Source organism: Hydrogenophaga sp. (assembly GCF_025699295.1).
Lineage (GTDB): Bacteria > Pseudomonadota > Gammaproteobacteria > Burkholderiales > Burkholderiaceae_C > Hydrogenophaga.
Window position 1 is genome coordinate 1 of the sequence record NZ_JAILWB010000034.1, and the last position, 13,356, is coordinate 13,356.

Here is a 13,356-nt window from a genome sequence, read left to right on the forward strand (position 1 = left end):
CGCCAGTGCTAGCTTTTCGTACCGTCACTTATTGCACTGAAAACGAGGAGACCCCGACTTGGAGCCTGTCAGCCTGACGAGCTGGGGCCAGCTCATTCTGGTCACTCACCCCCGTTCCGGCTTTGCCACCGGCGGCGACCTCATTGCAGCCGCGCGCAAGGCACCAGGTAAACTCAACTATGCCTCGCCAGGTGTTGGGACGCCGCACCATCTCTCGATGGAGTTGTTCAAAAACACCGCCAAGGTGTTTCTCACGCACATTCCCTACCGTGGCACGGGCCCCGCCGTCACCGACATGCTGGGTGGCCAGGTGGATGCCATGTTCCTGCCCATTCATGTGGCATTGCCGCAGGTGCGTTCGGGCAAGCTTCTCGCACTCGGCATCGGAAGCGACAAGCGTCATCCGCTGCTGCCCGACGTTCCCACCCTCAGCGAAGCTAAAGCAGGCGACGTCAACGTGGACATGTGGTACGGCATCTTCGCTCCCAAGGGCATGCCTGCGTCGCAAGTCGCCTCGCTCAACCGCGAAATCAACGACATCCTCCGCAGCGAGGATGTCAAAAAGGCCTTCGCTGGGCAGGGAATGGATCCCGCCAGCGACGCACCCGAGGCGTTCGGTCGCCTGGTGGCCAGGGACGCGGACCGGTGGGCCACACTCATCAAAACTCAGGGTATCAAGGCCGAATGAAGCACGAGAACGACATCAGGATTGCGGTGGTGGGGGGTGGCATCGCCGGCCTGGCATTCGCGCTGGCCCTTCACAAGCACGGCCTGGCGTGTGATGTCTACGAGGGCGCCACAGAGGTGAAGGAGATCGGCGTCGGCATCACCTTGCTGCCACACGCGATGCGCGAGCTCGACGCGCTGGGCCTGACAGCCGAACTGGAGGCTGTGGCGATCGAAAACCGCGAGAGCGTGTTCTACAACCGCTGGGGCCAGTTCGTCTACAGCGAGCCTCGCGGCCGACATGCGGGCTACGAATTGCCCGAGCTGGGCATCCATCGCGGCAAACTCCATCGCCTGCTCTGGAATGCCGCGTTGCAGCGCCTGGGTGCCAAGCGGCTGCATGTGGGGCACCGTTGCACCGGCATCGACCCTTTGGATGGCGCGGCCACGCTGCATTTCGCGGTGGGACTGCAGGGCACGCCCGAGACCGTTCAGGCCGACGTGGTGGTGGCTTGCGATGGCGTCAATTCGACCATCCGCCGGCATTTCTATTCCGACGATCGAGTCTGCTATGCAGGCATCAACACCTGGCGCGGCGTGAGCGTGCACAAGCCCATCCTCACCGGCAAGAGCTACATCCGCATCGGATCGATCGACACCGGCAAGATGGTGATCTACCCGATCGTGGACAACGTGGACGGGCAGGGCAACCAGCTCATCAACTGGGTGGCCGAGATCCGCGACCCGCAGGCCGCCATGAACGACTGGAACAAGCCCGGGCGCCTGGACGACTTCCTGCCGACCTTCGAATCGTGGCGCTACGACTGGCTCGACGTGCCGGCGCTGATCAGCTCGGCGCAGCAGGTGTTCGAGTACCCGATGGTCGACAAGGACGCGCTGCCGCGCTGGAGCTTCGAGCGCGTGACGCTCATGGGCGACGCGGCGCACCCGATGTACCCGCGCGGCTCCAATGGCTCGGCGCAGGCACTGATCGACGCTCGCACACTGGCCGACGAAATGGCCGCTTCGCCCAGTGATCCGGGTGCTGCGCTGCAGCGCTATGAAGCGGCACGCCTGGGACCGACGGCCAGAGTGGTTGAGACGAACCGCACGCTGCCGCCCGATTTCATCATCATGAAGGCTGACGAACTCAGCGGTGGCCTTCCTTTTGCCAATATTGATGACTTGATCAGCCAGGACGACTTGCGAGCCATCTCGGACAACTACAAGCAAGTCGCCGGCTTTGCACTGAGAGCCTGATGAGAGGCAACAAGCACAGCAGCCGCGGTTAAACACTCAGAGTTGGAACAGTGCAATGCCTGTGCTTGGCTAGGAGTATAGAGGCTGCATCGTCGAGGAGCTCATGCATCTGCAAGCCAAATCCAGGGCCTTGTGAACTGAGCCAACGATGTATTTGCGACCCGCATTCCATTGCACATACATTTCATTTTTCTACGGAGACAAGTACATGCGTTTCTTACCCTCTTCTGCCGCAGCTGCTTGTCTGATCGGACTGATCGCCGCCACCAGCATGGTGCATGCGGTGGAAACCTCGGACAAGCCGCTGCGTATCGTGGTCCCATTCGCTGCAGGCGGCCTCGCTGATGTGTTGGCCCGCACGTTGGCAGAAGAAATGCGGACCGGGTTTCCTAAGGGCATCCATGTCGAGAACAAGACCGGTGCCGGCGGCAACCTGGGCGCTGCCGAGGTGTTCAACCGGCCACGATCGAGCGAAAGCACCATCATGATTTCGTCTCCGGGTCCGATCGCGATCAACCAGGGGCTGTACGCCAAACTGCCATACGATCCCTCCCAGTGGCTAGCCATCGGAACCATTGCTTCGGTACCGAACGCGCTTATCGTCAGCCCCAATCTGCCAATCAAGACGGCTCAAGAATTCGCGCCTTATGCCAAGCAAAGCGCCGGGAGAGTGTCCTATGCGTCCCAGGGCAATGGCACGACTTCACATTTGACTGCGAGCCTTTTTTCCTCCTTGACGGGAGCAACATTGGTCCATGTTCCGTACAAAGGCGATGCCCCTGCGCTCGCCGATCTATCGGGTAGCCAGGTTGATGCCTTCTTCGGAAGTGTGGGAGCGTCAATCACATTGCACAAATCGGGCAAGGTACGCATTCTTGCGGTGGCAGATGCCAAACGGTCTGCCGCTCTCCCGGACGTGCCGACCTTTGCGGAGATTGGTTTACCGGGTATGCAGTCGGTTACCTGGTACGCGGCGGTGACCGCGCCAAACACGCCTTCCGAAGAAGTTCGTCACCTCAACACCACGCTCAATGAAGCGTTGGCGAGACCAGCCATGCAGGAACGCCTCGCAAAGCTAGGGCTGGACCCGATGCACAACACAACCGCGGCAAGTGCTGACTTCATCGAGCAGCAAACCCAGTTGTGGCAGAAGGTGATTCGCGATGCAAAGGTCACCATCGATTGATCCGATGGCTTTTGTGATACCGCGCCCGTAGGTTGTAGGTCACACTACCAGCAGCCTGAACTGACATCGTTGCTTGAGTACACGAGCACGGTGTTCGCCGCTGACTTCTGCCACCGGATTCGAACCACGCCGGCTCCGCGCATGTTCATGTTCACGTTCACCCAAGGGGCAGTCGCGCCGCCAGTGTGTCACGCGCGCGATTGAGCATCGGCAGGAATGCGTCGCGAAACTCACCCATGCCCATGCGCTCGATCCGCACCGCGATACTTATCGCAGCCACTACCTGCCCCTGGCGGTCGCGCACTGGCACCGCCATCGACCGCACGTCGATCTCCAGTTCGCCATCGCTGCTGGCATGTCCTTCTTCGCGACAGCGTTCCACCAATTCCACTACCAGCGAAAAATCGCAGATCGTTTGCGGCGTCAGCGGCACGCGAGTCATGCTGCGCAGCCGAGCCTGTGCCTCTCGCGGCGGCAGCCCGGCCAGCAGCACACGACCCAGAGCCGAACAGTAGGCCGGCAGACGCGAGCCGATGCCCAAGCCCGCGCTCAGGCTGCGCCGTGCCGTCGAGCGCGCGATGATGATCGCGTCGTCGTCCAGCAACTGCCCCAGCGATGCCGACTCGCGCGTGCGCTCGGACAAGGCGTCCAGCAGTGGCTGAGCCAGCGACGGCATCGGCCGAGAAGACAGGTACGCGTGCGCCACCAGCAGGGCGCGCGGCAGCATCCAGAAACGCTTGCCATCGCTGTCCACGTAACCGAGCTGGTGCAGCGTGAGCAGCGAGCGTCGTGCTGACGCGGGTGACATGCCAGTAAGGCGTGCGACTTCCGACAGCGTGAGGCGGCTGTGCTGCCGGCCGAAGCAGGTGAGCACGTCCAGCCCCTTTTGCAGCGAGGTGACGAAATGGCGGTCGACGTCATTGACCTCTGGCAGCGCATCGGTTTCATTTTTACGCATAGCGCAAATTTAACTTGTTTGCACGCTTGCCTGCCGCGACACTCGAATTCCCACAAGTTCATCGGAGACATTCATGTCCTACTCCTTCTCGCGCCGCCTAGGCGCCGCCCTCGCTCTGGCTTCGTGCCTGATCGGCAGTGCGTACGCGCAGTCGAACAACCAGTTGCTGAAACTGATCGTGCCGTTCCCTGCCGGTGGCACGGCCGACGTGTTGCCGCGCATCCTGTCCGAGAAACTGCGCACGCACTACCCGGGCGGCGTGGTGGTCGAGAACCGCACCGGCGCAGGCGGCAACATCGGCGCCGAAGCGGTGTTCCGCTCCACGCCCGATGGCACCACGCTGCTGGCATCGCCGCCCGGGCCCATCGCCATCAACCACCACCTCTACAAGAAACTCTCGTTCGATCCGACGCAGTGGGTGCCCGTCACGGTCATGGCCACTGTGCCCAACGTGCTGGCCGTGAGCACCAAAGTGCCGGCACAGAACGTGGCCGAGTTCATTGCGTACCTGAAAGCGAATCCCGGCAAGGTGACCTACGCCTCGCAAGGCAACGGCTCCACTTCGCACCTCACGGCCAGCCTGTTCATGCAACTGACCGGCACCGAGATGACGCACATTCCCTACCGGGGCACGGCGCCCGCGCTGGTCGATCTGGTCGGTGGGCAGGTCGATGTCTTCTTTGACAACCTGAGCTCATCCGCACAGTTCCACAGCACCGGCAAGCTGCGCATTCTGGCCGTGGCCGACGCCACGCGCTCGGCTGCCTTGCCGCAGATACCCACCTTCGAAGAATCGAAAGTGGCGGGCATGAACGCGGTGACGTTCTTCGCCGTGGTGGCGCCGCCCGGCACGCCAGCGGCCACCGCCAACCTGCTGCAGAAGCAGCTGGCCGAGGCCATGGCGATGCCCGATGTGAAAGCCCGGTTCGCCGAACAGGGCGCTGAGCCGCGTGGCTGGTCCACCGAACAGACGGGACGCTTCATCCAGGCCGAGTCGGCGAAATGGAACAAGGTCATCAAGAGCGCGAACGTGACGCTGGAGTGAGACAGACCGCCATGCAGGAACAGACCATCCACTGGCGCAGCGACGCGCTCACGCGCATTCCCTACGCCCTTTACACCGATGCGCAGGTGCCGGAGCAGGAGCAGGAAAGAATCTTTCGGGGCAACACCTGGAACTTCCTGTGCCTCGACGCGGACATTCCCGAAGCCGGCAGCTACCGCACCACGTTCGCCGGCACCACGCCGGTGGTGGTGGTGCGCGATGGCGATGACGAGGTGTATGCCTTCGAGAACCGCTGCGCCCACCGTGGCGCGCTGATCGCGTTGGAGAAATCGGGCAAGGCCGAGAACTTCCAGTGCGTCTACCACGCCTGGAGCTACAACCGCCAGGGCGACCTGACCGGTGTGGCATTCGAAAAGGGGGTGAAGGGCGAAGGGGGCATGCCGCCCGATTTCTGCAAGGAAGAACATGGCCCGCGCAAGCTGCGCATCGCCGTGTACTGCGGCCTGGTGTTCGGCAGCTTTTCCGAAGACGTGCCCGACATCGAGGAGTACCTCGGCGACGAAATCTGCCAGCGCATCGAGCGCGTGATGCACAAGCCGGTGGAAGTCATCGGTCGCTTCACGCAGGCCCTGCCCAACAACTGGAAGCTGTATGTGGAGAACGTGAAGGACAGCTACCACGCCAGCCTGCTGCACATGTTCTTCACCACCTTCGAGCTGAACCGCCTCTCCCAGAAAGGCGGCGTGATCGTCGATGAATCGGGCGGCCACCACGTGAGCTATTCGATGATCGACACCACGGCAGAGAAGGATTCCTCGTACAAGGACCAGGCCCTGCGCTCGGACAACGACCGCTACCGCCTGAAGGATCCGTCCGTGCTCGCGGGCTTCCACGAATTCGACGACGGCGTGACGCTGCAGATCCTCTCGGTGTTTCCCGGCTTCGTGCTGCAGCAGATCCAGAACTGCCTGGCGGTGCGACAGGTGCTGCCCAAGGGCGTGGACCGCACCGAGCTGAACTGGACTTACCTGGGCTATACCGACGACACGCCGGAGCAGCGCAAGGTGCGCCTGAAGCAGGCCAACCTGGTCGGGCCGGCCGGCTTCATCTCGATGGAGGACGGCGCGGTGGGCGGGTTCGTGCAGCGCGGCATTGCCGGCGCGAGCGGCCTCGAAGCCGTGGTGGAAATGGGGGGTGACGAATCCGGCTCCAGCGAGGGCCGTGCCACCGAAACCTCGGTGCGCGGCTTCTGGAAAGCCTACCGCCACCACATGGAGGCCTGAGCATGATCGATCTGCTGACCATCGCCGCCTTCAACGCCCGCTACGCCCACACCATCGACAGCGATGCGCTGGAGGCGTGGCCCGCCTTCTTCACCGAAGACTGCCACTACCGCATCACCCACGTCGAGAACGAACAGGAAGGCCTGGCAGCCGGCATCGTGTACGCCGACTCGCGCGCCATGCTGGAAGACCGCATCTCCGCGCTGCGCGAAGCGAACATCTACGAACGCCAGCGCTACCGCCATTTGCTGGGCATGCCCATGGTGGAATCCGCCGACGACACGGCGGCGCAGGCGCGCACGCCCTTCATCGTGGTGCGAATCATGGCCACCGGGCAGAGCGAGGTGTTTGCCACCGGCGTGTATCGCGACCGTTTCGTGCGCGATGCAGGCGAGCTGCTGCTGGCCGAGCGCGTGGCCATCTGCGACAGCACGGTGACCGACACGCTGATGGCCCTGCCGTTGTGAGCACCATGCCGACATTGCGCCGCATCGCCCTGGCCGCGGGCGACCCCAACGGCATCGGCCCCGAGATCGCGCTCAAGGCGCTGGCCACGCTCGACGCGGCCCAGCGCGAACGCATCACCGTGTTCGGCCCCGGCGCCGTGCTGCAGCGCGCAGCCGCCGTCTGCGACCTGTCCGCGCTGTGGCCGCAGATCCGACACGTGGAGGCGGGCGCGCTGCCCGACAGCACTGCCGTGCCCGGCCGCATCGATGCCGCCGCCGGCGCGTCCACGGTCGCCTCCGCCACCGCCGCACTGCAGGCTGTGCGCGCGGGCGATTTCGACGTGGTGATCGCCTGCCCGCACCACGAAACCGCCATCCACCAGGCCGGCATTGCCTTCAGCGGCTATCCCTCGCTGGTGGCGCGCGTCTGCGGCATGCCCGAGGACGAGGTGTTCTTGCTGCTGGTGGGCGGTGGCCTGCGCATCGTGCACGTGACCTTGCACGAGAGCGTGCGCACGGCACTGGACCGGTTGACGCCCACGCTCGTCCAGCAGGCCGTGCGCGCCGGTGTGCGCGCCTGCGCCTTGCTGGGCGTGGACGACCCGAGCATCGGCGTGTTCGGCATCAACCCGCATGCCTCCGAAGGCACGCTGTTCGGCCCTGAAGACCAGCAGATCGTGGTGCCCGCCATGGCGGCCTTGCGCGCCGAGGGTTACCGCGTGGACGGACCGCATGGCGCCGACATGGTGTTGTCGCAGCGCCGGCACGACCTGTACGTGGCCATGTTGCACGACCAGGGCCACATTCCCATCAAGCTGCTGGCACCAAATGCGGCGAGCGCCCTGAGCATCGGCGCTGACGCGCTGCTCTCCAGCGTGGGCCACGGCAGCGCCATGGACATTGCGGGACGCGGCATCGCCGATCCCACCGCGCTGCTGCGCACCATTGCACTGCTGTCCGGCGAAGCTTTCTCACAGGCCATCCCATGAGCCATTCCATCGCCATCGAAGGCACCGAAGTCGTCTTCGACAACCCGCCTGGCCAGAGCCTGCTCGACGCCGCGCTGCGCGCCGGCATCGAGCTGCCGTATTCCTGCCGCAAGGGTGTCTGCGGCAGCTGCGTGGGCGGCATCGCATCGGGCGATGTGCGCGGGCTCAACGGCGCCGCAATCCGCAACGAAACCTGCGGCCCCGACCAGGTGCTCTACTGCATGTGCGAGCCCACCACCGACGTCGTGCTGCAGCCGATGTCGTGGAAACGCATCGACCCCTCCGCGCGCAAGACCTTCACCGCCAAGGTGTACAGCAACCAGCTGGCCGCGCCCGATGTGTCGGTGCTCCGTTTGCGCCTGCCCGCTGGGCAACGCGCGAAATTCCAGGCTGGCCAGTACCTGCAGATCCTGCTGGAAGACGGCAGCACGCGGTGTTATTCCATGGCCAACCCGCCGCACGAAAGCGATGGCGCCACCCTTCACATCCGCCATGTGGCCGGCGGACAGTTCAGCGCACGCGTGGCGCAACTCGCCCCGGGCGACCTGCTTCAGGTCGAACTTCCCTTCGGCAACGTGGCCCTGGACATCGAAGACAGGCGCCCGATCGTGTTCGTGGCCGGCGGCACCGGCTTCGCACCCGTCAAGTCCATCCTCGACGACATGGCGAAGCGGCGCGTGCAGCGCGAGATCACCCTCATCTGGGGTGCACGCGAAGCCGATGGCCTCTACATGCGCTCGGCGGTGGAGCGCTGGCAGAAGCAGTGGCCGAGGTTCCAGTTCATCGCAGCCCTGAGCGATGCGCCTGCCGATGCCGCAGGCGACGCTTTCGCTGGTCGAGTGGACCAGGCCCTGCGCGCCAGCTTTGCCGACCTGGCGGTCCACGTGGTGTACTGCTGCGGCTCACCGTCCATGGTGGGCGCCGTGCGCGCCGCGGCCTCCGGCCAGGGACTGCCCGACGAGGATTTTCACGCCGACGTGTTCGTGCCCGGCCCCTCGTCCAAACCAGCATAGCGACTGGCGTCTGTCCAGCTCGCGCTTCCCCGGCTGCGTCGGGGCCACTCGCCGCACCATGCGCAAGGGACATAGCGAGCGTTGGAACAAGGCTTCACATAAGGACAAACCCTGCACACGGGGCATTTTTTCGCATGTCGCAAAAACCGCATTGCGAGGCTGTAGAGGGCATTGAGAATCGCCTCGGGCTCCACGAGCCCCACGCGCTTCGAAACCACGAAAGGAGACATCATGAAATCAAGCATTCCCATCAGCGTCGGCATGCTGGCCACGGCGTTGATCAGCGGCTGCGCTGGCAGTGGCAGTGTTCCAGACAACACCAGCAACGAACCGACTGTGCCCCTTGCGTCCAAAGAACTTTGCGAAGGCATCGCCTCAGGTGCGACCAAGGTGAACTGGCCCAATCAGAACACCGTCGTCAAAGCATCTGTCTGGCATGCGGTGACCCCTGCCACGGCGAATGCCCCCGAACTGCCGGAGCACTGCGAGGTAACAGGCTCGATCAACCAGAGGACGGGTGTCGACGGATACCCCTATGAGATCAAGATGAGACTGCGCATGCCGGCGGACTGGAACGGGCGATTCTTCATGGAAGGCGGAGGAGGCACCAACGGCTCATTGTCAGCGGCGTTGGGAAGTCTGGGAGGTGGACAGACATCGAACGCGCTGTCGCGTCGGTTTGCTACCGTCAGCACAGATGGAGGGCATGACAACGCAGTGAACAACAATCCAGCCGCCCTTGGATCGGTCGCCTTCGGTATGGACCCTCAAGCCCGTCTTGACCATGGGTACAACTCGTACGACCAAGTGACCTTGGCTGGCAAGTCCGCCGTGAGCACTTTCTATGGGCGCGGCCCGGACAAGTCCTACTTCATCGGCTGTTCGGAGGGGGGGCGCGAAGGCATGATGTTCTCCCAGCGTTTCCCCGCGCACTACGACGGCATCGTGGCGGGCGCTCCCGGTTACCAGTTACCAAAGGCGGGCATCAGTGGCGCTTGGACCACACAGTCGCTCGCGCCAGCGGCAGTGGGTGTCGATCCTGATGGAGCGCCTCTCGTGAATAAATCCTTCTCCGACCCAGATCTGTATCTGCTGACCCAGGCTATCCTGGGCAGTTGCGATGCGCTCGATGGGCTGGCCGATGGGATCGTGGGCAACTACTCCGCCTGCCAGTCCTTGTTCGATCCGTCTACAGCCCTCAATCCTGCTACCGGCCAGCCACTGCGATGCACCGGCGCAAAAACCGACGACTGCCTGAGCCCGGTACAGGTTGACGCAATCAAGCGCGCCATGAGCGGGCCAGTGGACACTGCGGGCACCGCGCTCTACAACAAATGGCCATGGGACACCGGGATGAGCGGTCTCAATGGCACCACGTATTTCCAAGGGTGGCGCTCTTGGTGGCTCGGCTCCTATGACAGCAGCACGAACAATGCGCAACGCGTAAACGGGTCTTCGGCGCGTTCGTGGCTGGTGGACTTTGCGACGCCTCCGGAACCTGTGCCCCTGAACCAGGTTGCCACTCGAATGATGAACTTTGACTTCGATGTGGACCCCCCGAAGATATTCGCCACGTCGGGCCTGTTCACGCAACCCAGCATGCAGTGGCATGGTGCGACATCCACCGACCTAAACGCATTTCGCAGTCGAGGCGGCAAGCTGATGCTGTACCACGGGATGGCCGACGCCGCGTTTTCCGCGCTGGACACGATCGCTTACTACGAGAGGCTGAGCACCGCAATGCCCTCTGTCTCGGATTTCTCCCGCCTCTTCCTCGTTCCGGGCATGGGCCACTGCAGCGGTGGACCGGGCACGGACAGGTTCGACATGCTGACGCCTCTTGTCGCTTGGGTCGAGAACGGCACGGCCCCGGCGCGGGTCGAGGCCTCGTCGTCGACGCCGGGTTACTTCGGCGTGAGTGCGCGCAGCAGGCCTCTGTGCCCACATCCTCAGATCGCCCGATACACGGGTAGCGGAGACATCAACGAAGCGACAAACTTCGTTTGCGGCAACCCCTAGTCGAAAAAAAAGCTTCTACCAAGGCGAGCGCATCCACCGTTTGGATCCAGGCTCACTCGCCAGCTTGTCTGGGTAAGGGGCAGGGAACTGGTTCCGACGCACATGGTATCCGTGACTGAAACGGCTGCGGAGCAAACCCCGGCTTCAGCCGCTCCGCAGCCTCTTCTCACGGACTCGTGCAACTGAAGTTCGCCGCCTCATCCGTGCTGCCCGAACCCTTGTACTTCGCAACCTGAGGGTAGGGGCATAGCGGACGGGTGCGCGTCACCGAACGTGAAATGGGTGGCCCCCAGGGCAACCGATATGCCGACGATGATGAACATCATTCCTGTGCTCCAGGAAGTCCGGCACCAAGCGGTTGAAGGCATCGGCATCTTCCCATTGAGCCCTGTGACCGCAGCGGCATGAAAACATGCACGTGCGCGTCCTGAAGTCCAGCGACCCCGGCGCAGGCCAGAATCGAGCAGGACGAATTGATCGTCGCGACGCCACATCACCAGCGCAGCGCGGCGATCTCGTCGAGGCGATGACCCACGTCAGGGGTGGGGCCGACGGCCCTCGCGCTGAAAGAGTTCGCGCACCTGCCCGCGCATCCACCGGTTGGCCAGATCGCGGTGGTACAACTCGTGCCAATACTGTCGCACCTCGAAACGGGAGGACGGGTAAGGCAACTCGTGGATCTGTGCATCGAAGCTGCGAGCCAGGTGCGGCGCGACATCCTCCGGCACCACCGCGAGCATATCGGTCTGCGAGAGGATCGCACTCAGGCTGTGAAAGTGCTGAACCGTCACCTTCACCCGACGTTCGATGCCAGCGGCGCGCAAGTCTCGCTGCACGATGCCCTGGTGCGAGCGCACCTTCATCGCCACTTGCGGTGCGGTGCAAAAACGCTCCAGGGTCAGCCCGCCGTCGGCAAACGGATTGCCACGCCGCGCGATGCAGGTGAAGCCGGTCTCGAACAGCTGCTGCTGGAACAGCGAATCCTGTAGCTCCGGAAAGAAGCCAACGGCCAGGTCGATGTTGCCTGCGGCCATGGCTGCCGGCAGCTCACCCACGGTCAACGACTGCAGCCGCAGCTCGGAATGCGGTGCCATGGAAGCGAGGCGTCGGACCAGTGCCGGCACGAGCGTGAACTCGCTCACGTCGGTCATGCAGAGGTTGAAGGCGCGCTGCGTCGACGCGGCATCGAATGGCACACGCTGCATGACTTCCTCGCGCAGGATGCGCAACCCACGGCGCACCGCCAGCCCGATCTCGGCGCCGGCCGGGGTGGTGCGGCTGGACGACGGCTTTCTCATCACGCCCACGGACGCATGCCTGGGCTTTCTCGATCCCGCGCAACTTGCGCGCACCGACGCCCTTGCACGCCAGATCGGTGGGCTCCCAGCGAGCAAGACGCTGGCGCTTCACGCGCGCATCTACGACAAGGCCGGCCGATTCGACACGGAGACGCGCTGTGTCTTACACACCCACAGCACCCACTGCGTTTCGCTCACGCTCGACCAATCCCGCAGCGAACTGCTGCCTGCGATCACACCCTATTTCGTGATGAAGGTTGGGCATGTGCCCGTTATTCCCTACGACCGTCCAGGTGCTCCGGAAACCGTCAAGGCCGTGGCTGAGGCCATCGATCGTTATGCCGCATGCAGCACTCCGCTGCGGGCTGTGATGCTGGATCGGCTAGGCCCCATGGTCTGGCATGACTCCCCCGTTGCAGCCATGACCGTTCTCGAGGAACTCGAAGAGAGCGCCCGGCTCTCGCGCCTGTGCCCAGACGCCGTACCGCTCGACGACGAGGCACTCGAACAACTGCGTCGCGCTTTCGGCGCGCGCTGGTGAACCATCAACCAGGGAGTCCGCACCTTGCCCCGCTTTGCCGCCAACCTATCCATGCTCTACCCGGAGTTCAATTTCCTTGAGCGCTTCGAGGTCGCTGCGCGCGATGGTTTTAAGGCGGTGGAGTACCTGTTTCCTTATGACCATCCCAGGGAAACCATCGCCCAGCGCCTGGCCGCGAATGGCTTGCGTCAGGTGCTTTTCAATGGCCCGCCCGGGGACTGGAACCACGGCGAGCGCGGAATCGCTTGCCTGCCAGGGCGCGAAGCCGAGTTTCGGGCCGGCATCTACAAGGCATTGGACTATGCGACGGCATTGGCGTGTCCGCGCATTCACGTGATGGCGGGTGTCCTGCCCGCACAGCTCGCTCTCGAGACGGCGCATGCGATCTATCTCAAAAATCTGGCGTGGGCTGCCGATGAGGCAGCGCGAGTCGGGATCGACATCTTGATCGAACCCATCAATACGCGCGACATCCCCGGCTACCTCCTCAACCGCCAGATTGAGGCTCATGCCATCGTTCAGGACATCGGTTCACCTCATCTCAAGGTGCAGATGGATCTCTACCATTGCCAGATTGTCGAGGGCGACGTGGCCGTGAAGCTGCGCGACTACCTGCCATCTGGGCGCGTGGGTCATGGGGTCTCCTCGTTTTCAGTGCAATAAGTGACGGTACGCAAAGCTAGCACTGGCG

Annotated in this window: 11 protein-coding genes and 3 pseudogenes; 11 read left to right on the forward strand and 3 right to left on the reverse strand. The window is 63.5% G+C overall.

All coding sequences use genetic code 11. From position 1 onward, the window contains the following. From K5880_RS22860 to K5880_RS22870, 3 genes and pseudogenes are all read left to right on the forward strand, one after another. Nucleotides 1-688 (forward strand): annotated as a pseudogene (locus K5880_RS22860) (tripartite tricarboxylate transporter substrate-binding protein); the annotation flags it as partial. Nucleotides 689-702: 14 nt separating this feature from the next. Continuing rightward, nucleotides 703-1,926 carry a flavin-dependent oxidoreductase gene (locus K5880_RS22865; RefSeq protein ID WP_070401321.1) on the forward strand — a complete coding sequence of 408 codons (1,224 nt, stop codon included), beginning with the start codon at nt 703-705 and terminating at the stop codon, nt 1,924-1,926. Between the two features lie 208 nt (nt 1,927-2,134). Beyond that, nucleotides 2,135-3,112 (forward strand): tripartite tricarboxylate transporter substrate binding protein, encoded by a 978-nt coding sequence (locus tag K5880_RS22870; RefSeq protein WP_175442907.1) that lies wholly within the window; start codon nt 2,135-2,137, stop codon nt 3,110-3,112. Between the two features lie 157 nt (nt 3,113-3,269). Here K5880_RS22870 and K5880_RS22875 read toward each other — a convergent pair whose 3' ends face one another. Further along, a complete protein-coding gene (locus tag K5880_RS22875) occupies nt 3,270-4,070 on the reverse strand; it encodes an IclR family transcriptional regulator C-terminal domain-containing protein (protein ID WP_070401315.1) in 801 nt (266 codons plus the stop codon). Nucleotides 4,071-4,143: 73 nt separating this feature from the next. Here K5880_RS22875 and K5880_RS22880 point away from each other — a divergent pair, with 73 nt between their 5' ends. From K5880_RS22880 to K5880_RS22905, 6 genes are all read left to right on the forward strand, one after another. Then, a complete protein-coding gene (locus K5880_RS22880) occupies nt 4,144-5,115 on the forward strand; it encodes a tripartite tricarboxylate transporter substrate binding protein (protein ID WP_070401316.1) in 972 nt (323 codons plus the stop codon). Nucleotides 5,116-5,126: 11 nt separating this feature from the next. After that, nucleotides 5,127-6,359 (forward strand): aromatic ring-hydroxylating dioxygenase subunit alpha, encoded by a 1,233-nt coding sequence (locus K5880_RS22885; protein WP_070401317.1) that lies wholly within the window; start codon nt 5,127-5,129, stop codon nt 6,357-6,359. 2 nt (nt 6,360-6,361) lie between these two features. Continuing rightward, nucleotides 6,362-6,826: an aromatic-ring-hydroxylating dioxygenase subunit beta gene (locus K5880_RS22890; RefSeq protein ID WP_070401318.1), complete on the forward strand. Its 465-nt coding sequence runs from the start codon at nt 6,362-6,364 to the stop codon at nt 6,824-6,826. 5 nt (nt 6,827-6,831) lie between these two features. Then, on the forward strand, nt 6,832-7,794 hold the full coding sequence (locus K5880_RS22895; protein WP_070401322.1) for a 4-hydroxythreonine-4-phosphate dehydrogenase PdxA: 963 nt from the start codon (nt 6,832-6,834) through the stop codon (nt 7,792-7,794). After that, the gene (locus K5880_RS22900; RefSeq protein ID WP_070401319.1) at nt 7,791-8,807 is read left to right on the forward strand and encodes a 2Fe-2S iron-sulfur cluster-binding protein; all 1,017 of its coding nucleotides are present in this window, start codon (nt 7,791-7,793) and stop codon (nt 8,805-8,807) included. Before K5880_RS22895 ends, K5880_RS22900 begins: the two co-directional genes overlap by 4 nt. Nucleotides 8,808-9,038: 231 nt before the next feature. Then, entirely contained in the window at nt 9,039-10,826 is a 1,788-nt protein-coding gene (locus tag K5880_RS22905; protein WP_297658250.1) for a mono(2-hydroxyethyl) terephthalate hydrolase, read from the forward strand. Nucleotides 10,827-10,992: 166 nt separating this feature from the next. Here K5880_RS22905 and K5880_RS22910 read toward each other — a convergent pair. Next, a pseudogene (locus K5880_RS22910) lies at nt 10,993-11,088 on the reverse strand (tannase/feruloyl esterase family alpha/beta hydrolase); the annotation flags it as partial. A gap of 274 nt (nt 11,089-11,362) precedes the next feature. Then, entirely contained in the window at nt 11,363-12,124 is a 762-nt protein-coding gene (locus tag K5880_RS22915) for a LysR substrate-binding domain-containing protein (RefSeq protein WP_070401320.1), read from the reverse strand. Here K5880_RS22915 and K5880_RS22920 point away from each other — a divergent pair. Together K5880_RS22920 and K5880_RS22925 are read left to right on the forward strand one after the other, a co-directional pair. Continuing rightward, nucleotides 12,048-12,665, forward strand: a complete 618-nt coding sequence (locus K5880_RS22920) for a class II aldolase/adducin family protein (protein WP_297658256.1) — start codon at nt 12,048-12,050, stop codon at nt 12,663-12,665. The two genes, K5880_RS22915 and K5880_RS22920, sit on opposite strands and share 77 nt — an antisense overlap. A 24-nt stretch (nt 12,666-12,689) precedes the next feature. Continuing rightward, nucleotides 12,690-13,301, forward strand: a pseudogene (locus tag K5880_RS22925) (TIM barrel protein); the annotation flags it as partial. Between the last annotated feature and the right edge of the window lie 55 nt (nt 13,302-13,356).

Bases quoted from the DNA above. Each gene is read 5' to 3' on its own strand.
- K5880_RS22870 (WP_175442907.1), top strand. From the start codon at position 2,135: ATGCGTTTCTTACCCTCTTCTGCCGCAGCTGCTTGTCTGATCGGACTG.
- K5880_RS22875 (WP_070401315.1), bottom strand. From the start codon at position 4,070: ATGCGTAAAAATGAAACCGATGCGCTGCCAGAGGTCAATGACGTCGAC.
- K5880_RS22880 (WP_070401316.1), top strand. From the start codon at position 4,144: ATGTCCTACTCCTTCTCGCGCCGCCTAGGCGCCGCCCTCGCTCTGGCT.
- K5880_RS22885 (WP_070401317.1), top strand. From the start codon at position 5,127: ATGCAGGAACAGACCATCCACTGGCGCAGCGACGCGCTCACGCGCATT.
- K5880_RS22890 (WP_070401318.1), top strand. From the start codon at position 6,362: ATGATCGATCTGCTGACCATCGCCGCCTTCAACGCCCGCTACGCCCAC.
- K5880_RS22895 (WP_070401322.1), top strand. From the start codon at position 6,832: ATGCCGACATTGCGCCGCATCGCCCTGGCCGCGGGCGACCCCAACGGC.
- K5880_RS22900 (WP_070401319.1), top strand. From the start codon at position 7,791: ATGAGCCATTCCATCGCCATCGAAGGCACCGAAGTCGTCTTCGACAAC.
- K5880_RS22905 (WP_297658250.1), top strand. From the start codon at position 9,039: ATGAAATCAAGCATTCCCATCAGCGTCGGCATGCTGGCCACGGCGTTG.
- K5880_RS22920 (WP_297658256.1), top strand. From the start codon at position 12,048: ATGCGCAACCCACGGCGCACCGCCAGCCCGATCTCGGCGCCGGCCGGG.
- K5880_RS22915 (WP_070401320.1), bottom strand. From the start codon at position 12,124: ATGAGAAAGCCGTCGTCCAGCCGCACCACCCCGGCCGGCGCCGAGATC.